This window comes from Paenibacillus zeisoli, from assembly GCF_003994465.1.
Taxonomy (GTDB): domain Bacteria; phylum Bacillota; class Bacilli; order Paenibacillales; family Paenibacillaceae; genus Fontibacillus; species Fontibacillus zeisoli.
In genome coordinates this window covers 161454-187945 of the sequence record NZ_RZNX01000005.1, presented here as the reverse complement: position 1 = coordinate 187945, position 26492 = coordinate 161454, and the positions used below count along the sequence as shown (strand labels likewise).

Annotated in this window: 19 protein-coding genes and 1 riboswitch; of the genes, 1 reads left to right on the top strand and 18 read right to left on the bottom strand. The window is 47.1% G+C overall.

Features of this window, described 5'->3' with window-relative positions:
* Positions 1–31: 31 nt before the first annotated feature.
* The 4 genes from EJP77_RS13650 to arfA form a co-directional block, all read right to left on the bottom strand.
* Positions 32–874 (bottom strand): carbohydrate ABC transporter permease, encoded by an 843-nt coding sequence (locus EJP77_RS13650; RefSeq protein WP_127199803.1) that lies wholly within the window; start codon positions 872–874, stop codon positions 32–34.
* Positions 875–902: 28 nt separating this feature from the next.
* Positions 903–1793: a carbohydrate ABC transporter permease gene (locus tag EJP77_RS13645; RefSeq protein WP_127199802.1), complete on the bottom strand. Its 891-nt coding sequence runs from the start codon at positions 1791–1793 to the stop codon at positions 903–905.
* Between the two features lie 81 nt (positions 1794–1874).
* Positions 1875–3224, bottom strand: coding sequence for an ABC transporter substrate-binding protein (locus EJP77_RS13640; protein WP_127199801.1), 1350 nt, complete (start codon positions 3222–3224; stop codon positions 1875–1877).
* A 163-nt stretch (positions 3225–3387) separates the two neighbouring features.
* Positions 3388–4911, bottom strand: a complete 1524-nt coding sequence (gene arfA / locus EJP77_RS13635; protein WP_127199800.1) for an arabinosylfuranosidase ArfA — start codon at positions 4909–4911, stop codon at positions 3388–3390.
* A 356-nt stretch (positions 4912–5267) separates the two neighbouring features.
* Here arfA and EJP77_RS13630 point away from each other — a divergent pair, with 356 nt between their 5' ends.
* On the top strand, positions 5268–6182 hold the full coding sequence (locus EJP77_RS13630) for an ArsR/SmtB family transcription factor (protein ID WP_127199799.1): 915 nt from the start codon (positions 5268–5270) through the stop codon (positions 6180–6182).
* 100 nt (positions 6183–6282) lie between these two features.
* On the opposite strand, the gene EJP77_RS13625 is transcribed toward EJP77_RS13630, so the two are convergent.
* The 14 genes from EJP77_RS13625 to EJP77_RS13560 form a co-directional block, all read right to left on the bottom strand.
* Entirely contained in the window at positions 6283–7410 is a 1128-nt protein-coding gene (locus EJP77_RS13625) for a sn-glycerol-1-phosphate dehydrogenase (RefSeq protein WP_127199798.1), read from the bottom strand.
* A 33-nt stretch (positions 7411–7443) separates the two neighbouring features.
* A complete protein-coding gene (locus tag EJP77_RS13620; RefSeq protein ID WP_127199797.1) occupies positions 7444–9114 on the bottom strand; it encodes a ribulokinase in 1671 nt (556 codons plus the stop codon).
* A gap of 38 nt (positions 9115–9152) precedes the next feature.
* Positions 9153–9842, bottom strand: a complete 690-nt coding sequence (gene araD / locus EJP77_RS13615; protein WP_127199796.1) for an L-ribulose-5-phosphate 4-epimerase — start codon at positions 9840–9842, stop codon at positions 9153–9155.
* A gap of 91 nt (positions 9843–9933) precedes the next feature.
* Complete coding sequence (locus EJP77_RS13610; protein ID WP_127199795.1) at positions 9934–11019, bottom strand: GntR family transcriptional regulator; 1086 nt, start codon at positions 11017–11019, stop codon at positions 9934–9936.
* Between the two features lie 70 nt (positions 11020–11089).
* Positions 11090–12580, bottom strand: a complete 1491-nt coding sequence (gene araA, locus EJP77_RS13605) for an L-arabinose isomerase (protein WP_127199794.1) — start codon at positions 12578–12580, stop codon at positions 11090–11092.
* A gap of 224 nt (positions 12581–12804) precedes the next feature.
* A complete protein-coding gene (locus EJP77_RS13600) occupies positions 12805–13851 on the bottom strand; it encodes a sensor histidine kinase (protein WP_246021887.1) in 1047 nt (348 codons plus the stop codon).
* Positions 13848–14522, bottom strand: coding sequence for a response regulator transcription factor (locus EJP77_RS13595; RefSeq protein WP_127199793.1), 675 nt, complete (start codon positions 14520–14522; stop codon positions 13848–13850). Before EJP77_RS13595 ends, EJP77_RS13600 begins: the two co-directional genes overlap by 4 nt.
* On the bottom strand, positions 14522–16303 hold the full coding sequence (locus EJP77_RS13590) for an ABC transporter ATP-binding protein (RefSeq protein WP_127199792.1): 1782 nt from the start codon (positions 16301–16303) through the stop codon (positions 14522–14524). Before EJP77_RS13590 ends, EJP77_RS13595 begins: the two co-directional genes overlap by 1 nt.
* A 107-nt stretch (positions 16304–16410) precedes the next feature.
* Positions 16411–17118, bottom strand: coding sequence for an MgtC/SapB family protein (locus EJP77_RS13585; RefSeq protein ID WP_127199791.1), 708 nt, complete (start codon positions 17116–17118; stop codon positions 16411–16413).
* Between the two features lie 151 nt (positions 17119–17269).
* Positions 17270–17896: an FMN-dependent NADH-azoreductase gene (locus EJP77_RS13580; protein ID WP_127199790.1), complete on the bottom strand. Its 627-nt coding sequence runs from the start codon at positions 17894–17896 to the stop codon at positions 17270–17272.
* A 273-nt stretch (positions 17897–18169) separates the two neighbouring features.
* On the bottom strand, positions 18170–20461 hold the full coding sequence (metE, locus tag EJP77_RS13575) for a 5-methyltetrahydropteroyltriglutamate--homocysteine S-methyltransferase (RefSeq protein ID WP_127199789.1): 2292 nt from the start codon (positions 20459–20461) through the stop codon (positions 18170–18172).
* Between the two features lie 134 nt (positions 20462–20595).
* Positions 20596–20796: riboswitch (cobalamin riboswitch) on the bottom strand.
* Between the two features lie 62 nt (positions 20797–20858).
* Entirely contained in the window at positions 20859–22166 is a 1308-nt protein-coding gene (locus EJP77_RS13570; protein ID WP_425464245.1) for a voltage-gated chloride channel family protein, read from the bottom strand.
* Between the two features lie 75 nt (positions 22167–22241).
* Entirely contained in the window at positions 22242–22604 is a 363-nt protein-coding gene (locus EJP77_RS13565; RefSeq protein ID WP_127199788.1) for a replication termination protein, read from the bottom strand.
* Positions 22605–23084: 480 nt separating this feature from the next.
* On the bottom strand, positions 23085–26486 hold the full coding sequence (locus tag EJP77_RS13560) for a DUF5704 domain-containing protein (protein ID WP_246021886.1): 3402 nt from the start codon (positions 26484–26486) through the stop codon (positions 23085–23087).
* Positions 26487–26492 lie beyond the last annotated feature (6 nt).

The following is a 26492-nucleotide window of genomic DNA, read 5'->3' as shown; positions in this document are numbered from 1 at the left end:
ACCATAATCGCCCTCCATTTGGCCTGTGGATTCATCCCTTAACTCCGGATATAGCCACCGACTCAATAATTTGTTTTTGGAACACCAAGAACGTAATCAAGACCGGCAGCAGTGCAATGATGGAAGCTGCCATAATTAACGGGTAGTCCGTCTGAATGGCATAAGTCGCATTATAATTGGCAATAACGAGCTGCAGCGTCTGATTCTCCGGGGAGTTCAGATAGATGATGGGTGCCAGATAATCGTTCCAGATTCCCATGAACCAGAGAATAAGCTGAGCAGCAACCGCCGGCTTGATTAGCGGGAAAGTGATGGTCGAGAAGAGTCTGAAGTAAGAGCTGCCATCGATCTTGGCCGCCTCAATAATCTCGTTCGGCACGCTGACGAGGTACTGCCGGATGAAGAAGATCATGACGATATTTCCGAACAAACCCGGAACAATCAAGGGCAGCAGCGTATCGACCCAACCGAGCTCCGAGAACATAATGAACTGCGGGATCATCACTGCCGGATAAGGAATCATGATGGCAGACAGCAGCAGCAGGAAGATCTTATTCTTATGTGGGAACTTCAGCTTGGCGAACGAGAACGCTGCTAGACTAGATGTGAAAGTACCCACTATAGTTACACTCAAAGCTACAATTAAGCTGTTCGTAATCCCGGTAAGCAAAGGGCCCTTTTCCCATATTTCCGCGTATTTATCCCAGTGGAATATATCCGGAATCCATTTTGGCGGAAGTGCAAATACATCCTGCTGATCTTTAACCGATGTGGTAAGCATCCATAGTAGTGGGGCAATCATGAAGATCGCGCCTATGGCCAGCAGGATAAAAATAAAGAAGTTGGCCGTACGTCTTTTTTGTGAATGGGACATGTTCGTATTCGCTCCTTTCTCCTTGTGCTCAATCGGCCTCGTAGGATGATTTCTCGTTCATTTTGAATTGGATCAGAGTAATCACAAATATGAACAGTCCAAGTACGACGGCCATGGCTGAGGCGTATCCCATTTGCAGATTGCCGAAGGCCTTCTGCCAGATGTAGAACACCACGGATGCGGAGGAGTACTCTGTGCCACCGGTCGAGGTCATAATGTTAATTTCAGTGAAAATTTGTGATCCGCCAATAATGCTGGTCACGACGATGAAGAACGTCACCGGCTTCACCATCGGCCAGGTAATATGTCTGAAAGACTTGAAGCCGGTGGCCCCATCGAGCTCTGCCGCTTCATAGTACGTTCTTGGAATGCTCTGAAGTGCAGCCAGATAGAGGAGCATTGTATAACCGAGACCTTTCCATACGGTCATGATAATGATTGCCGGCTTCACGGTATATTTATTGGCGAGCCAGTTCGGTCCTTTGATGCCGAACAGCTCAAGGAACTGATTCACAAGTCCATAATCCCCGTTGTAAGCCCAGTTCCAGAGAATCGAAATGGCAGCCAGGGACGAGATCACCGGGACGTAATAGATAACGCGGAACGCTGTAGTTCCAGGGATTCTGCGGTTAAGCCCGAGAGCCAGCAGCAGGGCCAGGAACAACCCGATCGGAATGCCAATCATAAGATAAATGGTATTGAAAGCAGCCTTGTAGAACAAATCATCCGAGAATAGATCCTTAAAGTTGCTTAAGCCGACAAAGCTCATCTGACCAAGTCCGTCCCAGTCTGTCAGAGACCCGTAGAAGGAATAAATGACAGGGAACAATGTGAAAATCAGCAGTCCCAGCACGGGAGGAAGTATGAACAAATACCCGTATATTCTCTCTTTTCGATAGAGATTTGATTTGGTTTCCATCGGTTTCACCTCAGCTTCGGATACCGGAATGGCAAATGATGTTAGCCATCAGGCAGCTAACATCACATGTCCGGTTCGTGGTTACTTCTTGGATTTATTCTCCTGCTCGATGGCTTTGTCGAGAAGCTTCTGCATTTTTGGCTGCTCCTGCTTCACGTAATCTGCCGCAGACATCTTGCCGTCAAGAACTGGCTGAATATCCGTGAAGAACAAGTCATACCATTCGGAATTGTAAGTGAAGTTAGCCGGCAGCGGTCTGCCATATTCCTGCACAATTTGAATGAACTCTTCTTTGTTAGCCGGCTTGGTGGAGGTATCGGCTGCCCATGTTTTTGCCATATCGACCATGTTCGGAATTTGTACTTTGGCTTTCACCAGCGCGTCCATACCTTCCTTGGAGGAAGTCAGGTAGTTCACCAGCTCCACGGCTTCATCCGGATATTTGGTTTTCTTGGATACCCCGATACCAAGGGAACCCGTCCATGTTGCTGATTTGCCAGTAGACCCGGCTGGGTAAGGAATAAGATCATAATCGAACGGCAGCTTCTCATAAGTTGACATATCCCATGGACCGACAGGGAAGAAGGCGAGCTGCCCTTTCATCCAGCGCTGATACGTATCGAGAGTCTGGGAATCTGCAATGGAAGGAGTTACTTTAGCTACGTTCTGCAGGTCGGCCAGATATTGAAGGGCTTCAGCGAACTTAGGATCATCCACGGTGACCTTAGTCTTGGTGGAATCTATGAAATCTGCACCATTACTCCATGCAAAGGACTGCAGTGCCCAAGTAATATTGAAGCCTGATCCGAACTGATCGAGCTTACCATCCCCATCTGTGTCTTTGGTCAGCTTCTTCTGAACATCCAGAAATTCAGCCCATGTCATAGGCTTATCCTTATCTGGCAGTGGAATGCCAGCCTTCTCGAACATGGTTTTGTTATAACCGAGCGCAAATGGCCCAACGTCCTTCGGCATACCGTAGTTATCACCTTGACCTGCCATATTGCCGTCATAACGATAGAGGTCTACACCGTATTTCCAGATGTTGTTCAGATCAATATTCTTGTTCTTCTCGATATATGGAGAGAGATTCATGAGTACGCCGCCGTTCACGTATGCTTTAAGATCTCCTGAGCCGAAATAAAACACATCCGGAAGCTTATTCCCGGTAATGGCTGCCTTTAGCTTGGTTGCGTATTGATCTGCTGTAGTGATAACCAACTTGACTTTAATATTGGGATGATCCTTCTCAAATTGCTTAACCACATTCTTGTAGGCTGTCTGTTCGTCAGGACCTCCACGGAACATAAAGGTAAGCTCCTTGTTCCCTCCTTCTGCACTGCTTGAGCTGCCTTTGCCACAGCCTGCCAATACGGTTGAGAATACAAGAATCAATGAGACCAGCATCAACCAACCTTTTTTCTTTGTCACAATAACCCCTCCTGTAATCTAATAAAAGATAGAAAGAACTGAAGATGGTCTAGCCAGATATGCAGATCGCTAGTTCATGGATGGGCTGGCTGCGAATAATTCAATTCGAGCTACCAAGAAACCTGAGTTGGAACCGCATTCATAAATCAATGAGCTAAATCAGTTAATTCAAGTTTGCCTTGCTTAAACGAATCACGTTCCACGATGCTTTAGTCAGCCGGCCCCGTACATAGCCGTCACTGCATTCGGCAGTTCCCCTGGAGTGAGGTCTCACCTTCTCCTCGGCCGCGGTGTTCACGGCTTTCAAGTCAGCGTGTTCAAGCACAATGTGCTCGGCAAGGCGATAACCCTCAAAACTTCGCACATCACACTCAAGTTCAAGAGCTTCCTCCAAATGACGGTTAACCGCAAAGATCGTCACTTCCTCAGCTTCTTCGTTGAAGACAACAGCACTATCCAGATAAGGAACATCGGTGTAATCCTGCGCGTCATACTTCGGAGAATCAACAATAGGCATGAGTGAGACACCCCGTCCATACTGTGAAGCGTGAAGATATGGATAGAAAATCGTCTGCTTCCATGCCCTGCCGCCATTCTCCGTCATAATTGGAGCAATAACGTTGACAAGCTGGGCCAGGCAAGCCATCTTCACCCTGTCCGCATGTCTCAGAAAGGTAATCAGCATGCTTCCGACAAGCAGCGCATCCTCGAAATTATATACATCCTCAAGCTGCGGAGGCCCGATACTCCAAGGTTCAAGCTTCGCGTCTGAATCATTGGAGTGATACCATACATTCCACTCATCAAAGCTGAGCATCATCGTCTTCTTGCTGCGCTTCTTCGCCTTGATGTAGTCACAGGTCGAAGCGACAGTATGGATAAAATGCTCCATATCCATGGTTCGGGCCAGGAAATTGGCCGAATCGTTATCCCGGTTCCCATAGTACTGGTGAAGAGAGACATAATCCGCTACATCATAGGTGTGATCCAGTGTAACCGCTTCCCATTCCGGGAAAGAGGGCATTCCAGTGCTGGAGCTTCCACAAGACACCAGTTCTATCGTGGGATCGACCAGACGCATGGCTTTGGCTGTCTCATAAGCGAGTCTGCCATACTCCACCGGCGTCTTCTGTCCTATCTGCCACGGCCCATCCATCTCATTTCCAAGACACCAGGTCTTAATCTTGTGCGGCTGTTCGTATCCATGCTTACGACGCAGATCACTCCAATAACTGCCACCTGGATGGTTGCAGTACTCCAGCAGATTCCTTGCAGCGTCCACACCGCGGGTTCCGAGGTTCACAGCCATCATGACCTCTGAGCCAACTCCCTTGGCCCACTTCATGAACTCGTTCGTTCCCACTTGGTTAGGCTCAACTGTTCTCCAGGCCAGCTCCAAACGCTTCGGACGCTGATCTACCGGACCTACTCCGTCCTCCCAGTTGTACCCGGATACAAAGTTTCCTCCCGGATACCTTATAATCGGTACATTTAATTCTCTTACCAGCTGCTTAACATCCTCCCGAAAGCCTTCTGGGTCGGCTGCCGAATGTGCGGGTTCATAGATGCCTCCATATACGGCCCGGCCTAAATGCTCTATAAAGGAGCCGTAGATGCGATTGTCAATTTCAGCGATTCGGAATGCTTGATCCACGACCATTCTTGCTTTCATTGCAGTTAATGACATGTGTCCACCATCCGTTTTAATAATTAGTAAAATGATTTATAATATACTTAATGAATACGTTTACATTTATAAATTAACATATATGATCTGTGTTGTAAACAAATTTATTTAAACCTTTTTATATTTTTATAAATCAAATGTCTAAAAGTAACATTTTAGTTGATTTTTCTTGTGTATTCAGCAGTTTAGTTCACATTTATATAAATACCATCTGTGAATTGATACAAAAATTTGCCGATTATTTGAATTATAATACAATTTTTGATTCGCACCTTTATTTAAAGGTATCATTAGTTTATAATTATCTAAAATAAACTCGAATTAACTAATTCATTTTGGAAGAAGGTTCATAACCTATGATATACATCAAGGATTTGATGAGTGGGATTGAAATTTTTAAAGCTTTAAGTTCTGAGATCAGAATACAGATCCTTGAACTGCTGGCTAATAACCAGGCCTTGAACCTGAATGAACTTGCCACGAAGCTGAATTTAAGCAACGGGGCCATCACCATGCACATTAAGAAGCTTGAAGAGAGCGGACTTATCGAGATCAATACCTCTGTAGGCAAGCACGGCATCCAAAAGATCTGTTATTTGAATAAAGACAAATTGATTGTTGATTTGCGGAGCAAAGATATGGAGAATTTATACGAAGTAGATATTCAGGTTGGACATTACAGCGATTATCAGGTATCCCCCACTTGCGGACTCGCTACCAAAGACAGTATTATCGGAGATTTTGACGATCCTCGATATTTTGCAGATCCACAGCGTATTGATTCCGAGATTATCTGGCTGTCTGAAGGCTATCTTGAATATCGGATACCGAATTATCTCAAGCCGAATCAATCCTTCCGGGAGATTCAGTTCTGCATGGAGATAGGATCAGAAGCACCTGGCTACTGTGACAACTACCCCTCAGATATTTATTTCTACTTAAATGGGGTTGAGCTTGGGTTCTGGACAAGTCCAGGGGACTTTGGGGACACCCGCGGCACGTTCAATCCGGAGTGGTGGCCGCCCCACCTTAATCAATATGGAATGCTCAAATTAATTCGGATTAACAATGAGGGCAGCTTTATCGATGGCTGCCGGATTTCGGATGTAACTCTGGACCAAATCCAGCTGAACTATAAGAGCGAACTCACCTTCCGTATTGCAGTAACAGATAAGCCGGTTAACAAGCGGGGCTTGACCATCTATGGCAAGCATTTTGGCAACTACGGTCAAGATTTATCCGCACGCGTGCTATATAACGTGGAAGAATAATAAGAAGTTAAATAAGACGCACGTCTTATTTATTCAGAACGTCAACAGGTATATAGAATGAAGGATCACGTCTACTTCTTAGACGTGATCCTTTTGTGTATTAAGCTTCGTTCAAGGCGCGAAGAAGCGTATGCCGATTGCGGAGACGATGAGCTGTGCGCAGACTCTGCTCAAGCAGCTCATCGTCAATCCCCAGTTCGGTTCTGTCAGCAGGACCCCCTGCAACTCGGAGCAGATCACGGATTGCGGATTCTGGAGGAATCTCAGCTATCCATTGCTGAACCTCAGCCGCGTGTGCCCGTAGGGCTTCCGGCTCTGCCCCGGGATAAATCCCCTTATCTACGGCTTCGTGATATACACGTGAGATCTCCGCGCAGGCTGCACCCACTTTCGCCCCATGAAGGATCGCCCGCCTGCCTAAGCGAAGGTATTCCATTTCCCAGTAATGGGAAAGGTGGTGTTCAGCACCAGAGGCCGGATGTGACTGCCCGAACAGAAGCATGGCCAAGCCTGATTCAATGAGTGCCGTCATCAGTGTCCGGATGCCTTCCTCGGTTCGCTTCCCGATCGCCTCCACCTGTTCAACACAGGACCACAGCGCCCGCTGTGTAATTACAGCGGCCTGTTCATCGTAAGGCTCCCCTGCGGTAAGATGTGAGAATTTCCAATCGAATAACGAGGTGTACTTGGCGAGCATGTCCCCGAATCCTGCTGCAACTAAAGGCTGGGGTGCTCGTGTGAGAATATCTAGATCAGCAAATATGGCAAAGGGCGGAACGGCCGCAATCGTTGTCTTCACTCCCCTTATAATTAGGGGAGCTCCCGCAGAAGTGAATCCGTCCACAGAAGGAGCAGTAGGTACGGAGACAAAGGGCACCTTTGTCTTATGACTCACAAAACGGACGATATCATGAATCGTTCCGGAACCCACTGCAATCAGACAATCCGTCTGATCGGGGTTCAAACTTAGAAGCACTTCAACAATCGATTGTTCATCAGCGACACAATCGCCCTGTGGATTAGGGCTAATCCGCATTTCGCCAACCTGGATTCCCTTGTGTTCAAGGAGATTGAAGAGATGTTCACCTGCGGCCTTATACGTATTCTCATCAGCAACGAGCAGAACTCGCCTGTACTCTCGCTCCAGCAAGAATGGAGCGACCTCATGAATGGCGCCTGAGCTAAGCGACACTTGCTGGATAGCCTTGATATCGTTCAAGATACTCATATCAGTAGACAGCCTCCTAATCTGCGGTGTCTTCTATTCGGCAGATTTCTTAATCGCCTTCAGGCGCTTCATCACATCATTCTCACCACGTCCAAAATAGTCATGAAGCTTGCTGTACTCCTGGTACAAGAGCTCATAAATTTCCACATTGGCGGGAATCGGCTTGAAGGTCTCTTCCTTAACTCTGGCCATGCTTGTAGCCGCATCAATGATCGAATCGTATCCTCCGGCTTCCGCTCCGGCGGCAACGGCGGCGAACATCGCCGCCCCAAGAGCCGGTGTCTGCTTGGAGTCAGCAATATAAATTTCGCGGTTGGTCACATCGGCATAGATCTGCATAAGCAGACGATTCTTCTGCGGCAGTCCCCCGCAAGCATACAGGGCATCTACAGGAACCCCATTTGAGTGGAAAGCATCAACGATTTTCCGTGTTCCAAATGCAGTAGCCTCCAGCAGCGTACGATACACTTCCTGCGGCTTGGTTAATAGAGTCAAACCAAGAATCATACCGGTTAGATCGGTATCTACCAGAACGGAGCGATTGCCGTTCCACCAGTCGAGAGCAAGCAATCCCGTCTCTCCAGGCTGATACTTGGCAGCTTCTCTCTCCAGCCACTGGTGAACTCCCAGACCTTCCTTCTCAGCCTGCTCTTTTACATAGGAAGGGAGCGACTCTTCGACGAACCACTCAAATATATCGCCAACGGCGGATTGCCCCGCTTCATAACCGTATAGTCCCGGTATTATTCCATCCTCAACCACACCGCACATACCTTCTACCTGCTTCTCTTCCGTACCCAGCAGCATATGGCAGATGGAGGTTCCCATGGCCATGACTAATTTCCCTGGGGTTACCACACCAACGGCTGGAACCGCAGCATGAGCATCCACATTGCCCACCGCCACTGCGATACCCGGCTTAAGACCGGTGAGTTCAGCCATGGCGTCCGTTAGCCCGCCTGCCGATGAACCCAGAGCAATCACTTCTCCACGCAGCTTCGTATCCGTTAGATTCTCAAGTCTGGGGTCAAGTGCCTTGAAGTATTCCCGGCTAGGGAATCCCTCCTGCTTATGCCAGATCGCTTTGTATCCGGCTGTACAGCTGTTCCGTACAACTTTCCCTGTCATTTGGGAAATAACCCAGTCCGTAGCCTCCAGAAAAAGATCCGTACGATCATAAATCTCCGGAGCTTCGTCAAGAATCTGCCAGATCTTTGCGATCATCCATTCGGAGGAAATCTTCCCGCCATAGCGGGGAAGGAAGGCTTCTCCGCGTTCAGCAGCAATCTGATTAATCTTGTCGGCTTCCGGCTGGGCGGCATGGTGCTTCCACAGCTTCACCCAACTGTGAGGGTCATCCACGTACTCCTTATGGAAGCACAGCGGCTCTCCGGCTTCATCAACGGGCAGCATCGTACAAGCCGTGAAGTCAATTCCAACCCCTATTACATCCTCAGGGTTAACTCCCGATTCCTTGATGACCGCAGGAATGGATCTTCTAAGCACCTCGAGATAGTCATCCGGGTGCTGCAAAGCCCAGTCATGCGCAAGCTTAATCCCTGAACCCGGTAAATATTCATCTATAACATGATGAGGATACGGAGTTACATGATCGGCAACTTCATGACCGCTCGATAAATCCACAAGTACCGCACGCCCCGACTGGGTTCCGTAGTCAACACCAATCGTATATTTTTGTCCCATATTGGCTTCCTCCCGCTATTCGAATTTGATAAAAGTAATTAGTTCTGTCCGTAATAAGCGTTCACACCATGCTTCCGCAGATAATGCCGATCAAGCAGCACTTGATCCATAGGTGCGGCTTCTGGATTGAGTGCGAGCATCCGTCCAGCAATCTTCGCCACTTCCTCCAGCACGACGGCATTATGCACCGCATTATGAGCATCCTTGCCCCAGACAAATGGAGCGTGTGCATGAACCAGTACACCAGGGATCTGATTAGGATCCAGGTTCTTGAATCTTTCTACAATCACATTCCCGGTCTCCCGTTCATAATCTCCTTCAATCTCCGCCTTGGTCATGGGACGAGTTACCGGAATTTCGCCATAGAAATAATCCGAATGAGTTGTTCCATAAGCAGGGAGCGCACGCCCTGCCTGTGCCCAGCTGGTTCCCCAAGGAGAGTGTGTATGCACAATTCCCCCGATTTCAGGAAATGACCGATACAATACGACATGCGTTGGTGTATCGGATGAAGGACGCAGGTCCCCCTCAACAACCCGACCTTCCAGATCAACTACAACCATGTGCTCAGCCTTGAGGTCCTCGTAAGGCACCCCGCTTGGTTTGATCACAACTAGCCCTTGCTCCCGGTCAATACCACTGACATTTCCCCATGTAAAGGTGACCAGATTATGTTTGGGCAGCTCCAGATTGGCCTCCAGCACCTGTTGTTTGAGTGCTTCAAGCATGTACAGACACTCCCTCTCCATTAAGATGTTGTACGTACAAGTCATCGTATGAAAGTCCACTTATGGACTTCGTTAATTCTTCGTTTGTGCTTTATTTACGCTTAAAAACAGATTGACGCTTAATGAGTTCCGGCTCGAATACGGTGTCCTCATAGGTACTTCCTTGTTCGATCATACTGATGAGCTGCCTTGCAGCCATCTCGCCCATCGTAGTCTTGGGATGAGTTAATGTGGTCAGACGTGTGCCCAAGGACAGACTGGAATCATCGAATCCGATGAAGGAGATGTCTTCTGGGATCCGAAGACCGCACAACACAGCTGCCTCCATTAGACGCACCGCTAATTCATCGTTATAACACACAAAGGCGGTCGGGCGGTTCTGCTCGTTACTTTTCAGCAGCTCTAGAGCCTGCTTGTAAGGTAGATCCTGCTTTTGCTCCGTGGTATACGTAACTACCCGCTGCGGAGATACGGTGATCCCAGACTCCCGATGAGCATGCAGGAAGCCTTTTAACCGGTTCACGCCTTGAAGGTCATCCCGCTTGAAGAAGCCGGCAATTTGTGTGTGACCGTTCTCCAGTAAATGCGCTGCCGCCTTATATCCACCCGCCTCATCGTCCACTCTAAGACTTGGACACTCCAGCTCACGATACTTCTCGTTAATCATCAGGTAGGGAATGTTCTTCTCCTGCAGCTCCAGAAAGTAACCCAGATTGGGATTGCCCTCCGCGCTTTTGGTCGGTTCAATAATGAGACCGCTGAGGGGCTGGCTTGTCATTAATTGGAGGCTCTCCATTTCCTTCTCTTTCTTATTGTCCGTGCTGGACAGGAGAAGCCGGTAACCTTGACTGCGAAGCTCCGCCTCAGCTCCTCTTACAATATGCGGAAAGATATAATCGGAAATATAGGTTGTAATTATGCCGATCGTCTTAACTTGTTCTCCTTCACGTCTACCGGGGTTTCTAGCAAAAGTCCCCTTGCCCTGAATCCGCTCCAGCCAGCCTTCCTTCTCCAGCTCACCAAAAGTCTGACGAACCGTCTGACGGCTTAGCTTGAACTGTTCGGAAATTTCGTTCTCGGACGGGAACTGTTTGCCGGTCTGCAACCTGCCAGACTCCAACCAGGAGAGAAGCTCTTCTTTCAATTGTAAATACTTAGGAATTCGTCTATTACTCATACGTCACCTCAGCCACCGCTCTTGTTATATACGGATTATTGTAACACAGACTGGGTGAACGAAGCAGATCTCATCGCTGCAGACGGTATGCTGCGTCACTCCATAACAATTCATTCTTGAATCTTGGAATCGTCGTATTCTTATCAATAATGACCGCCTCAATCCCGGCCATCTCGGCGAAATCTGTCAGATTCTCTGCGCTAATTGCATAGGAGAGAACCGTATGGTGAGCACCGCCGGCCAAGATCCATGCCTCTGCGGATTCGCGAAGAGATGGCTGCGGCTTCCACAGTACCCGTGCAACCGGCAGGTTGGGCATTGGCTTCTCTACCTGAACGCCATCCACAACATTAACAAGCAGGCGGAACCGGTGACCAAGGTCTATGAGCGAAGCATTCACTGCTGGCCCCCCTTGTCCGTCAAAGACGATCCGTGCCGGGTCTTCCTTGCCCCCAATCCCAAGCGGATGAACCTGAATCGATGGCTTGGTTGCTGCAATGGTCGGGCATACTTCCAGCATGTGAGCACCCAGAATCATATGATTGCCCGGCTCGAAATGATAGGTGTAATCTTCCATAAAGGAAGTGCTCTTGTTATCCGCCAGCACTTTGAGAACACGTGTCAGCGCGGCTGTCTTCCAGTCGCCTTCTCCACCGAACCCGTATCCGGCTTCCATCAATCGCTGTACCGCAAGTCCCGGAAGCTGCTTAAGACCATGTAGATCTTCAAAGGTCGTTGTAAAGGCTCCAAATCCACCATCTTTCAGGAACCGTTTGAGCGCAATCTCTAGCTTGGCTTGATAGGCAATCGAGTCACGTACCGGTCCGGCACTTAAGCCTTCTTTGGTAATCGTGTATTGCTCCGCATATTCCTCAAGCAGCGTCTTCACTTCAGCATCGCTAACCTCCTGAAGCACAGTAGCGAGATCGCCAATCCCGTATCCATTTACAGACCAGCCAAGCTTGATCTGCGCCTCCACCTTGTCGCCGTCAGTAACAGCTACTTCGCGCATGTTGTCACCAAAGCGAGCAACCTTTAACCGGCGGCTCTCTGCATAAGCTGCTGCGGTGCGCATCCAGCCGGCGATTCCATCACGGACTTCGCCATCCTCCCAGTGTCCAACAACAATTTTGCGGGCAATTCCAAGGCGTGCGCCGATATGGCCGTATTCACGGTCTCCATGAGCAGATTGATTCAGGTTCATGAAATCCATATCAATCGTCTCCCAAGGAATATCCCTGTTGAACTGGGTATGGAAATGAAGTAGAGGCTTCTGCAATTGGGACAACCCGGCAATCCACATTTTTGCAGGTGAGAAGGTATGCATCCAGGTTATAATTCCCGCACAAGACTCATCGCTGTTAGCCTCAAGAATCAGCTTATATATTTCATCCGGTGTAGTTACGATTGGCTTGAAAACAACAGGATAGGTGAACTTCGGATCCTTATCCAGCTGCTCCGCAATAATGCGGGAGTGCTCTGCCACCTCTTGAAGTGTTTCGGGTCCATATAAATGCTGACTGCCTGTAACAAACCAAAATGAATGCGGTTTCAAACTCATTTACTAACGCCTCCCAGAATAATAGATTCATATATTCAACTTTTGATACTTATACGTACAAGCTATGTGTAATTTAATAAATTAAGTATTTGTACGTACAACTTGTATTGACTACATTGTAGCTTCATCCCTAAAAAAATACAACCCTATTTTTCACCAAGTTCGGGTAATCAGTCCAAATAAAAAAAGCACCTGATCGGTGCCCATAAATATCGCCTATCCTGCTATTTATTTAGAATCACTTTAAAGGTAGTTCCTACTCCGGGTTCACTGACCGCCGTAATCTCGCCTCCATGGATATCTATAATCTTCTTCACCAAAGAGAGACCTAGTCCGCTCCCTCCAGCTTCACGATTTCTCGATTTATCCGCTTTAAAGAATCGTTCAAAGATATGAGGCAAATCCTCAGGGGAGATTCCAATTCCATTGTCTGCTATCTGAACCTCTACCTGGCTTCCCAATTTCCTCATCCTAATCTTGATCCAACCGCCGGGCTTCGTGAATTTAATACTATTATGGAACAGGTTAATCCATACCTGACTCATCAGGTCTTCCTCAGCTTTAATCATCGTTTCTTCCAGCTCAAGTTCAATGTTGAGATCCTTGTCGCTCCACTGGGTTTCAGCCGACAGGATTACCCGCTGTATTTGCTTATCTAGCCTGTAATGTTTCTTCTCGAACAGCGGCACTACGGATTCCAGCGTAGTCAGCTTCAGCAGATTGTCACTCAGCTTGGAGAGCCTTTGGCTTTCTGATTCAATAATGGCCAGATAATGCCTTCTTGTCTCAGGGCTAACCTCATCTTCCTGCAGCAAAGCCCTTGCGAATCCTCCGATAGAAGTGAGCGGGGATTGAATTTCGTGGGACACGTTAGAAATAAAATCCTGACGCATGGTCTCCATTGTCCCGAGCTCACTGACCATCTCGTTGATTGTCGCCACCACTTTTTCATATCCTTCTTCGTACTGCTCTATATCCAGGCGGACCGAGAAATCACCTTTAGATACCCGTTTCATCGCGTCGATAATATTATTAATTTTTCGAATTTCTTTTTTTCTCAGCAGCAGCAGGCTAATGATTGCAAACGTTGAAATAAAAAGAAAGATGCCCATTCCAAAAAAGATTACATACTCCGTATACTCCTGCACCGAACTTGGTCGGCTTTGATATAGTGACTTAATCCCGTATGCGGCTGAAGCGGCCCCAAAGGCGACCACAATTAACAGAAGGATGTCGAACACTAGCCTCATGATACTTTTGAATTTTTTCAATCTTGAACCTCCAGCCGGTAACCCAGTCCCCTTATAGTACGGATTCTAAATTTGCACTTAGTCTCTGGGAACCGCTCTCTCAGCCGATTGATGTGAACATCGAGCGTCCGCTCGTTTCCTTCAAAATCATAGCCCCAAATTTCTTCAATCAACTGGTCACGTGTTAATGTTGCACCTGGATAGCTTGCCAGCTTGAAGAGCAGCTCGAACTCTTTCAGGGGCATATTCAGCGCCTCGGAGCCCAAGGTGACTTCATAGATTCTGCGGTTCATTTGAACCTGTCCTGCAGTTACAACCTGAGAGCAGGATATCTGATACCTCTTGAGAAGAGCCTTGACTCTGGCTAACAGAACGGGAGGTTCAAACGGCTTAACAAGGTAATCGTCGGTTCCAAGATCAAATCCCTTGACAACCTGTGAAGTCTCGCTTTTTGCCGTCAGGATGAGAAGGGGAAAGTCATAGTGGGCACGCAGCTCCTTGCAGAGCTGCCAACCGTCCATATTTGGCATCATGATATCCAGAATGACCATGTCTACTTTTTCCTTCTCAAGCAGGTCCAGTGCCTCAAGTCCATCCGAAGCTTCAATACTCTCTAACCCTGCTCCATCAAGAAAAACAGTGACCAGCTCCCGAATGTGAGGGTCATCATCAACTACCATAATTTTGGCCATCAATAATCACCCGACTTCTCTGTTAAGAATGGTTCTTCCTCAGCAGATTTCTGGAATTGTTGGGTGGCAAATTTCCTGTACATCTCATGGGACTGTAGCAGCTCTGCATGAGTACCTTTTCCCGTAAGTTTGCCTTTATCAATAAAGAGAATCTGATCTGCTCTTACCACTGTGGACAAACGGTGTGCAATCACAACTGTCGTTCTGCCATTCATCAAATTCAGCAGAGCCTTCTGGACCACCACTTCGGACTGGCTATCCAGGCTGGAGGTTGCTTCATCCAGCATAAGAATCTTAGGATCTCTTAGCAGCGCCCTGGCAATCGCCAGACGTTGACGCTGTCCACCTGACAGCTTGAGGCCGCGTTCTCCTACATCTGTGTCAAGTCCGCCAGGCAGATCGCGGATAAACTGGTCAGCATATGCCATCTCGGCGGCCTTCCAGATTTCCTGTTCATGGACTTCGCGGTCTACCCCATAGCAAAGGTTCTCACGAATTGTCCCGGCCATCATCGAACTATCCTGAGAGACATACCCAATCTGCCTGCGCCATGACCTTAACGAGAATTCGTCAATGGGCTGGCTGCCAAGCAGGATTCGGCCTTCATCGGGTAGATAGAACCTTTCCAGTAATGAGAAAAGGGTTGTCTTACCGCTCCCGCTGGGTCCTACGATGGCAGTGACTTTTCCTGGTTGCAACTCAAAAGAAATTTGATGAAGTATTTGCTCATCGCGATTATAACTAAAGGACACATTCTCAACTTGAATTGGCTGATTCGCTGCAGGAGACTCGATTCCCCCTGTATACTCTTCCTCTTCTGCATTTAGAGTCTCAATGATCCGCTCAGTGGCTCCCTTGGCCTTCTGGAACTGAGTGAAGAAAGTGGTAAGCTGCGTCATGGGCATGACGATCTGAATAAGGTAGAGGATAAATGCAACCAGCTCCCCGGCTGTGAATACCCCACTGGATACCTGCATTCCCCCATAGCCGATAATGACAACCAGCAGCATCATCAGGACAAGTGAGATGACGGGGCCAATCCATGCGCTAACCTTTCCTTCTCGAACGCCGAACCGGAAGAGATTTGTAATCCCCTCTTTCCCGTTCGCATATTCTCTGCTTTCCGCATTGGAAGCCTTGACTAATCTGACCTCGGAGAGAACCTGGTTGAGGGTAGCCGAGAATGCAGCCGTCTCATCCTGCATGCCTCTGGAGATCTTATACATCTGACGCCCCAGAGGAACAAGGATCAGAGCGGCGATTGGAATCACGGTGAACATAATTAGCGTCATCTTCCAATTCAGATACAGCAGAACTGCTACAGAGCCCACAATAGAGATTATCCCGCTAAAAAAAGCTGTGGCATGCTCAGAAATCAGAGTTTTCAGAATCAACGTATCGTTCGTCATTCGGCTGCTGGTCTCCCCGACCCGGTTCTGATCGTAATAAGATACCGGCAGGACAAGCAGCTTCTTCCACAGCCGGTCCCGGAGGGAGGCCACCACCTTCTGACCGGCATAGTTAAGGAGATAGATGGATACTCCTCCTGCGATAGTCTGGGCTATAAAAGCCGCAGCTATAAGCACGATCTGGGTAGAGCTTATGGAAGACAGGGAGAATCCGTCGACCAGATTTTTTGTGAACATAGGAATCACAAGACCCACCAGGGTGGAGACCACACTGAGGATTATCGCAAAGGCTAAGGCGGGAATCGAAGGCCGGGTATCCCGGATTAAGCTGAACAGCGAGCCATGCTTGTTATTCAACTGCATTTCTTTCATAAGCTGCTCTTCCTTTCTAACTGCATCTGCGGTACGGATAACTAGCCGCAAGAGAAGAATAACTCATAATTATGAACTGAACTTAAACCTGGACGAACAATCCAAGTTTATAAATGCTCGATCTCAACACTAAGTACATGATCAATCTTCTTGATAAAATAATAAATCTCCGTCGTATATTCCTTCTCCGGTGCAGCAATCACCATATCAATTCGCTGTCTGCCATCGTCGAGGTCTTTAATTCTCAGTCGACGGATCTTGTGAACAGGTCCGGCAATAGGCTGGCCAGGTACTCGCTTACGTTCAATATGGCGAATCAAGTCGGTCATATAATCATTCGTCTCCATCACAATCTTCACCGAGACGTCGCGCTGATTGAGCTTCTCAGGTCCAATTGATTTGATCAGGTACGGCACGAAATTAACAGCAATAATTAACAGTACCACGGCTACTACAGCCTCAATATAGAATCCGGCTCCAATGGCAATGCCAAGGCCGGAGGCCGCCCAGATCATGGCCGCAGAGGTAAGTCCGGAAATTGCATCATTACTTCTTCTTAGAATGACACCTGCTCCGAGGAAACCGATGCCGCTGACGATCTGTGCAGCAAGCCGCATGGGATCCATGTTCGGATGATTCGGTCCGGCAAACCGATCAAAGGATTCAATCGATACAAGTGTAACCAGACAGCTGGCCACACAGATAACCATACTTGTCTTAATGCCCAGCGGCTTCTGCTTCAACTGCCTGTCGATACCAATGAACAGACCAAATAATAGAGCAAGACACATTTTAACAACCATTTCAAGTTCCATTGTGCGCATTCCCTTCGTATGTATAGTGTGAGTATAAGTGTAATCCTTTGCTTTTGGCAAATTAACACAACCCGTACATGTTTGAAACACAAAAAAAGAGCCGCAATGGCTCTTTCTCTTATTCATACATATGAAGCTGGAACACAAATTATTAGAATTTGGCTGCGAGTTCAGCGGCTCTTTTCACGCCATCTTCAATAATGGATGCGGCACGGTCCTGGAACTGGTTGTGACCTTCCACAACGACAACTTCAGGATTCGTGATACCCCAGAAAGCCAAAGTAGTCTTAACATAGTTAAGGGACATTTCCATAGCGTCCATTGGAGCTTCAGAATACACACCACCGCGAGCTTGAAGCAGAGCGATCTTCTTGTTGTTAACTAGACCAACAGGGCCCTCAGCTGTATATTTGAACGTTTTGCCTGCTTGGTTCAAGTAGAACAGGTAAGTAAGAAGCTGTGCCGGAATCGTGAAGTTCCAGAGTGGGAACGCGAATACGACTTTATCTGCACCAAGGAATTGATCCAGGTAAGTATTAGCCAGGTCAGCAAGACGCTGTTCCTCAGCTGTTGGCTCGATGCCGTTACCAAGTTTGTACAATCCTGTCATCATGTCATTATCAAAGTAGGGCAGATCTGCTTCGAACAAGTTAAGTTCAGTAACCAGGTCGTCTGGGTGAGTTTCTTTATAAGTCTTTACAAAACTTTCATACAGTTTCACAGTTACGGCTTGCTCAACCGGTCTGTTGTTTGCTTTGACAAATAATACATGTGCCATTAGGGAAAAACCTCCTGAATATGTTATGGTTGGGGAAAGAACTTATATAATGTTACTTTCGTAAATATAGTATCTGTTACTTTTACCTATTTGTCAACATTTTATTTATGCTGCAGAGAGCCAGTTATCTGAAGGGTAAGCCTACTCCCCTTTAGCGGTAATTTACCCCAAACCCCCAACGTTATTCATCCGAAATCCAGCGCAGACGATTAGCATAGTGAAGAAATAGACACAGCTCTCAAGAGCTGTGCCTTAATCATTAGCTAAATGACGCTATACATTAACCTTCACATGGGCTTCACGGAATTTCTCGGCAGCTGCGACCATGTTACGGAGTGAATCCACAGTCTCCTGAACACCTCTTGTCTTGAGTCCGCAGTCCGGATTAATCCAGAATAACTTCGGATCCAGTACCTGAAGCGCGCGTTCAATCATAGAGACCATTTCGTCCACCGAAGGGACACGCGGGCTGTGAATATCATACACTCCAAGACCAATACCAAGCGGGTAAGTATGTTCCTCGAAGCTGTGAACCAATTCCCCGTGGCTCCGGGACGTTTCAATGGAGATGACATCTGCATCAAGAGCTGTAATGGAATCGATAATGTCATGGAATTCACAGTAGCACATATGGGTATGGATTTGGGTTGTATCCCGGACAGTAGAAGTGCTAAGTCGGAACGCCAGTACCGCCCAATTCAGGTAATTGTTCCAATCCGCTCTCTTCAGGGGCAGACCTTCTCGCAGGGCTGGCTCATCCACTTGAATCATTTCAATACCCGCATGCTCAAGGGCTTCCACTTCCTTACGCAGAGCAAGGGCAATTTGATAGGAGACGTTCTCACGGCTGAGATCACTCCGGACAAAGGACCAATTCAGAATGGTGATCGGACCTGTTAGCATGCCTTTAACAGGCTTCTTCGTCAAGGATTGTGCATATACCGTCTCTTCGACGGTCATCGGTTCAATGAAGTCAACATCACCATAAATAATCGGCGGCTTCACACAGCGGGACCCGTAAGATTGAACCCATCCTCCACTTGTAAAAGCAAAGCCAGCGAGCTTCTCGCCGAAGAACTCAACCATATCAGTCCGTTCGAATTCCCCGTGTACCAGTACATCGATGCCAATTTCTTCTTGCTTGCTAATCCAGTCACGAATTTGTTCTTTGACGAATTCGCCGTACTGGCTGCTGGACCATTCCCCTTTGCGCCACTTTTGACGTGCCGCCCGAATCTCTGTAGTCTGAGGAAAGCTTCCGATCGTGGTAGTTGGCAGGAAAGGGAGCTTCCACTTCTTCTCTTGCGCCACCTGTCGAATGGAGAAGTTATGCTCTCGATGAGAAGGCTGGTCAGCGATGTGATCGACAAGACTTCTTACATTCTCACGATTTCGGGCCGGAGAAGCAGATAGCGCCGACAAGGCTTCACGGCTCACCTGGAATTCACTTGCTACCTGCTCTCCGCTGGCCTGCTTGGTCAGAAGAACGAGTTCATTCAATTTCTCTTCTGCAAAAGCTAGAGCGTTCTTCAAGACCGGCTCAAGCTTGGTCTCTGTACGGGCAGTGACCGGTACGTGCAGAAGACTGCTTGATGGCTGTACAATAACTTCCGCACCCTTGACGAGCTGCACGATTTCACTAAGCAAGGACGACTGGGCATCCAGATCTGCACGCCAAATATTTCGGCCATCAATGACTCCTGCTCCCAGGGTCTTTTCCTGTGGGAAACCGTGCTGCCGTAGAGCTTCCAGATTACGCCCTTCGTCATGAACGAAATCCAGTCCAATACCTTGTACTGGTAGAGCAGCAACCTCAGGGTAGAATTCTACAGAACCGAAGTAGGTTTGCAGCTGAATGGAGAGGGTTGTTAGTTCCTGATTTATAGCTTCGTAAATGGTTTGGATATATTTCAAATCCTGCTCATTCACAGATGTTACGAGAATAGGTTCATCAATCTGAACCCACTTAACTCCCTCTTCTTCCAATTCCTTAAGCACACGAAGGTACAAGGGAAGGAATGAATCTATCACATCCTGCAGTTTAGCTGAATCATAACCTTTAGAGAGTTTGAGGAAGGTATACAGACCAACAAGAACAGGACGTCCCTCAATACCCAGCTTCTCCTTGGCTTCACGGTAAGCAGCAAGCGGACGATTCACCGTTAGCTGAGGCGTAATTCCTGATAACTCAGGAACAATATAATGATAGTTCGTATTGAACCATTTCGTCATTTCACTAGCTGCTGCTTCTCTGTTCCCGCGGGCAATTCCATAATAGGTTGAGAGTGGCACTTCCCCACCCTGATAGCTAAAGCGATCAGGAATGACCCCAAACATGGAAGCTGTATCCAGAATATGATCATAGTAGGTAAAATCATTTACAGGAATGATCTCAATTCCTTTGTCCTTTTGTAGCTTCAGGTTGCCAAGGCGAATCGCTTCTAGCTGTTGATGCAGCTCATTCTCTTGTATTTTACCTGCCCAGAACGCTTCAATTGCTTTCTTCCATTCCCGGTTCTCCCCAATACGCGGGAAACCCAGGTTACCGCTTCTTATGTTACTCATTTCCTACCCCCATCACTATTTGTAGTTAAACATAATTAAAAGGGACCTTCTCTAACCCGGGTAGGTTAAAGAAGGCCCCGTAAGTGCACATAAGGGTGGCAATCTCTAACACCTCCCTATCTCCCGTAGGTACATCAGTGCTGTCAGAACAGGCAGGTCTCCTGGCTTCAGAATCAACGTCAATTGCGGCCTTCCCAGCTTAGTGAATAAGCCAGTGGCATGGATCGCAATTAACTCCTCTGATACAGTGGCGGGACCGCGCCGGCTTCACACCGGACTTCCCTATTAAGTCTCAACCCCATTGGGTCTGAGACACCTGTTCCCACGTTATACAATTATGTTTATAGGTATAATTATAAATCAAAATTCATAATAATACAATCGAATTTTCACAGAGTCACTTCTTTTTCAATGAGGCGAGTGTTTCTCCAGCAGTGATTTTGAACAATTTTGACTTGGAAGCTCCAAGCTGCTGGGATGTATAAATGCCCGTGTGACCCGAGAATAAATAACCAATTACGCAGGCCATCAGCATATATACGGCTGCCTGAGAGCCGAATAATTCAATCCCCATAATAAAGCAGGCAATTGGCGTATTCGCTGCCCCACTAAATACAGCTATGAAGCCAAGCGCCGCGAAGAAGCCAACCGGCTCATGGAGCCATAATCCGAGCGTACTGCCTAATGTGGCCCCAATTACAAACAGCGGTGTAACCTCCCCGCCCAAGAAGCCTGCTCCCAGAGTGAGGGCAGTAAATAGGATTTTGCCAAGAAAAGCAAAGTCCGGCACATCCCCCGAAAAGGCTCGCTCGATCAAAGGAATCCCAAGTCCCAAGTAGTCTCTTGTCCCGAAGATGAATACTAGGAGGATAATGACAGCACCTCCAACAAAACTGCGCACGGCAGGATGTGCAATTAGCTTCGCATATGTACCCTTGAAGTAGTGAGTCAACGAGCTGAAGAGAAGTGCACTCAGACCAAAGGCAATCGAAGCAGCCAATACTTTGAGAATGGTCAACGATGAAAGTTCCGGAACCTCGCCAATAGAAAAATGCACATGATGGATTCCCCACGCCGTAGTCACCACATTTCCTACTACACTCGCGATAAAGCAAGGAAGAAGAGCTTCATAACGCAGCATTCCAATCACCAGCACCTCAAGAGCAAATACAGTTCCAGCAAGCGGAGTGCCGAATACTGATCCGAATCCGCCACTTATGCCGCACATGAGAATAATACGCGTATCTGCTGCATCCAGCCTCAGCAGCTTGCCGAGACGAGCTGCAAGGCTTCCTCCCATCTGAATTGCGGTTCCTTCCCTGCCCGCAGAGCCGCCGAATAAATGGGTTATAATCGTTCCTCCAAGCACTAAAGGGGCCATCCGCAGGGGGATGCTCTCCTTCCCCTGGTGAATCGTCTCAAGGATCAGGTTATTACCTTTGCCAGCATTCTTCCCTATCTTCAAATAGAGGTAACTCATCAAGGCTCCGCCTACCGGAAGCAAATACAGCAGCCAGGCATGATTCATTCTGCTGTCTGTTGCCCATTCCAGGCCTGCGAGGAAGAGTGCCGAAGCACTTCCTGACAGGAACCCCACAACACCCGCGATCAGAATCCACTTCACCAAAAAGATAACCAAAGCAGCCTGCAAATACCGGCTTGAAAATCCATGTATCCGGTCACGGATTTCATAAAGTTTGTCCACGATCAAAACTCCTTATTGAATACATTACAGCAGCGTTAGCAGCCAAAGTCTTCGTCTTGAATTGTATTTCTAACTTTAACCGAAATTGTCCCTCTCTGCTTTATGCAAAATGCCCAAGCACCTGTCCAAATCAGTCTTGACCTGCTTACGATAGAGCTCGGCCTTCTCTTTTCCATCATTCGTAAAGTGATACAGCACAATCTCCTGAAAATCAACGCTGGGGTCATTTCCCTTCAGCTTCTTCGTTCTATACAGAACGCCTTCTTGCACTAATTCATGAAGCGCACGGTATATCTCACTTTGCGGAGGCAAATAGCCATGGGTTTTGAATTCAGCCTTTAGATCTTCAAGCATTTGATACCCGTATCTTCTACGTTCCTCTACCATTTTGATCAAGTATAATTTCAAGAATGCCCGCTGCGCAATCATAAATGCCATATTCTTAACCTCCCACTCTACTTTGATTAGAATTAATATCTGATTCTATTATATGAAAATTTCATAATAGTGGTCAATTCGCCATTTTTAACCGAATGTGATGAGGTAGATGGGTACTTATGGTGGATTAGTGAGAGGGTTGCTAAGTGCGAGGAATTTTGGTTTACTATTGTGAATTTTTCATATGTTGAAATATTAATTATTCGGTTTGTAGATGGTTTGCTTTGTAGTGTGTAGGTGATTATTTTTTGCTTGGTTGATGCTTGCTAAGCTGCTTGTTGTCTAACTAGTTATCTTTTGTTGGTGAATTGGGTTAGGGGTTGGTTGGTTGGTTGGTTGGTTGGTTGGTTGAGTATTACTTGACGATCGAATGAGGGGGATCGATTTCGATGATCGGTAATTCAAATAGACTCAGCCCCCATCTTTTGAGAAGGAGGCTGAATTGAGTTAACTTACTCACTTAAGAGACATAGCTTTGGATTAATGCGTTACACTCGATCTGAAGTCGTCTCGACTTGATTTGTCCGTATGATAGAATACCACATCACCATCTTGAAGATTATAGGAGTTTCCATAAGGATCCATGACGATATTATTAAATCCCTCAAGCTTCCACTGATTCATTAAAGGTGCGTGAATATACTGCAAATGAGGCTCCTTCAAATTCCCTTGATCGATAGTCTCTAGGTTGAAATTAACAATAAAATACCCATTTTTCAAAAAGACAGGACTTCGATCCGTCAGACCCTGATGCGTCCTACCATACTCAGCAAGATTTGTCCCTGCAGCCACCCCATAAATATCCGCTGGCAAGCTATACTCTCCATACCACTTCTGTATAGACGCATTCGCTCTTTGCATGTCCACGCCAATGGGAATATTCAACTTAGGTCCAATCAATGTACGAACTGCTTCGGGCAGCTCTAGCTGCTTTAATCCGCCAACCGGAGTCTTTTTCGTAGAAGCTTTGTCAATATAATTCTGTAAGAACGTATCCCTGCTGATTTCACCAACTTGTCCAAAATCAAAATAATGATCATACTTGTACAAAGCTGTATCCGATAATTCCTCCATTGGCACGTTTCTTAATCTGTCATTCAGAATTACGTATCGCTGACTCGTATCTTCCGGCGAACCAATTCTAACGAAACTCTTCTCGCCTGCTTTATAGTAGATATCTATCGGGGTTCGCGTCTTTCCGTCTTCGCTCATATAATAAAAGCTTGGAGTAATGCGAACAGAATCTTGTACATCGAACATATTACCTTTGGTCTTCAGGTCAAACTTAAAGTGATATCCTGTCTTGACGGCAACGTTCTTATAGCCCGGTTTTGGATGACTACCAGGGTGTATTGGCAGCGTGAAAGGGTACATATTCCCCCTCTTGTCCCCATCAATTCCCTTAAGCCCAACCCAATAGGAATAGCCGGATGGTGTAGAAGTCCTTGGATAAGTCCTAAACACGGTTTCCCATAAATAATCCGCTATATCGGTTACATGAAAATCATACATTCGGCCAATCACCTCAACCGGTACTGTTTCGACGGCTGCATGGTTAGCCAAATTTGTATTTGCATTTAATTGCTCTTCAAATGGCGATGGTGCATTCTCGGCTATGCTGCGGAACTGAATATCATAATTCCCTTCATTTACCCATACTGGCATGTAGAAAGTGGTATACTCCTGTGTTACCGGAATATCCACCCATGTATCTTTGTATATGTATTGTGTTCGATCCTCATTGTACACATCGAATGGAAACTTTACCTGCTTATTTCGTGTATATTTCGCATAATCGCGATTTCCATACCCTGGATAGATAGCTTCATTCAAATGCTGCCCAATCGTTGGGATCCTTACGAAAAATGGCCGCTCTAAGATTAGTGCTGAACGATTAGAATTGGGGTGAGTCTTTTGATTGTGCGCTTGGTCATCTGAGACTAAGGAATAGTTAACGACCGGCGTATGGACGGTTACGGTATTGATATTTTGGATATCAAAGTCTTTATCTCCATTGCCCTCCACATCATTAGGAAGCATTTCATAGTAAATGGTACCTGTACTTGGCGTATCAGCTTTGTTCTCCAGGTCGGTGCTTATCAATTGATGATCTTCAAAGAGCATTTTGTCCGGGATCCGCGTTGGCGCTGGGATTGAAGTTGGAGTCGGACCTGAGCTGCTTACCGTATTGTCACTCATAATCGTCAATCCATTAAAGGTGACCCTATCATTCTTCACATCCGGAGGCATAGTCTGGGCTTCAGCCATCCCCTTCAGTATTGCCGTATGATCCGGTATATCAAGCGGTGCGTAACCCGTTGAAGCCAGAACAGGAGGAGTAAAACTTATCGTTCCCGTACTCTTAGGAAATACATGATCATTCACATCACTGCTATTATCCGTATCTACATCAGGAGGCGTATAATCGCGAGGTTCCATGTATACATTGCCGCCCGGGAGAGCATAATTCTGCAATTCAGCGTGGTTAAGTCCCATGACTTCCAGCTGCTTGATTTCCCAATAGGAATAATTACGCGGAGTCAAATTGAAGCTGTAAGTCTTGGTCACCGTATCTGACTTCTCGGTATCCGGCTGCGGAACCGGCTTCCCATCAGAGTCGATAATGTCCGGCTGCTTTTCTTTCCATGTGCGTGAATACGTCACGTCTATGGTGCAGCGGTAGTCAATCGTACCTTTCATATTGGCAAAGGTGTGCTGGAACAGGTAGTTCCTTCCCCACGCCTGGCTGTACAGGTTCTCGCTGGTCGGAATCGCCTTCACGGCATCAAAATGCCGGCCATTTGCAACATCATCTCCTAGAATCTCGCCCGTTGCGTTCGGGTTCATGAACGAGATAACAGGACTTACTGCAGCAGAAGGTGGATTGATGGTTGGAACACAGGAGCCAGTTGGAGGAGTACCCGTAGTTTTAATATCTACGGTTACAACCTTCTCGGTATGCAGCCAATACTTATCCTTCTTCCAATCTACACTGATGATAGAAGTCCCTTTAGCCACCCCAGTAACAACGCCAGTAGCACTCACGGTGGCCACACCCGGATTGCTAGACTTCCACATCACGTTACTACGAGTTGTTACATCTGCAGGTGTGCCGTAGGCTTTCTTCGCTTCCGAAGTGGCCACAGTTGATGTAAAGTTGGTAACTTCATTAATCGCAATCTTGCTCTTGCCGGCCATGGCAATTTTCTTCTTCTCTACATAGTTAGCTCGCCAGGTCACATGGACCTGGGTGGTGTATCCTGCGTTCCACTTGTTGCCTGAGAACTTATCGTGTTTGTTCCATATATAAGCATCTGGTGGGCTTTGGGTTTCGATGTCCCCACCGATAACTGATGTAATTATAAGGTTGGCGCCATCTGGAATTCGCAATGCACGTGTGGTACTGGTTTGATCCTCTAAAGGAGTCTCATTATTAGCCCCTATGATTTTAGGATCAGTCATCAGTGTAGAATCTTTCTCTTCGCCGTCAATTAATTTGTATTTTGCTTTAGGCAAATACTCTGGTTCGGTCATATTGATTTTGTTTTCAAATTCCGGTCCTTTCTCCGGATAGGGGGAACTTGTTGATCCAACAGAATTATAAATCACCGGGCCCCGATTCGTTTCAGCCACCCACCTTTTATCGTCCCGCTGATAAAGATAAACGCCAGGGTTTGCATTGGATTCAACTTGCCCCTCTCTAATCCAAGTTTGTTCAGCTTTTCCTCCCTCTGTGATGGTTTGGGTCATCGACTTCACATTCGGCAGTACAGCACTAATGTTACCGCCTGCATTGACAATTAACGATCCTACCCAAAGAAGATTAGAGATAATTAGTGCACAACTTAGCCCGATTAGAATGTTTCGACTTAATCGCCCCATTTTATA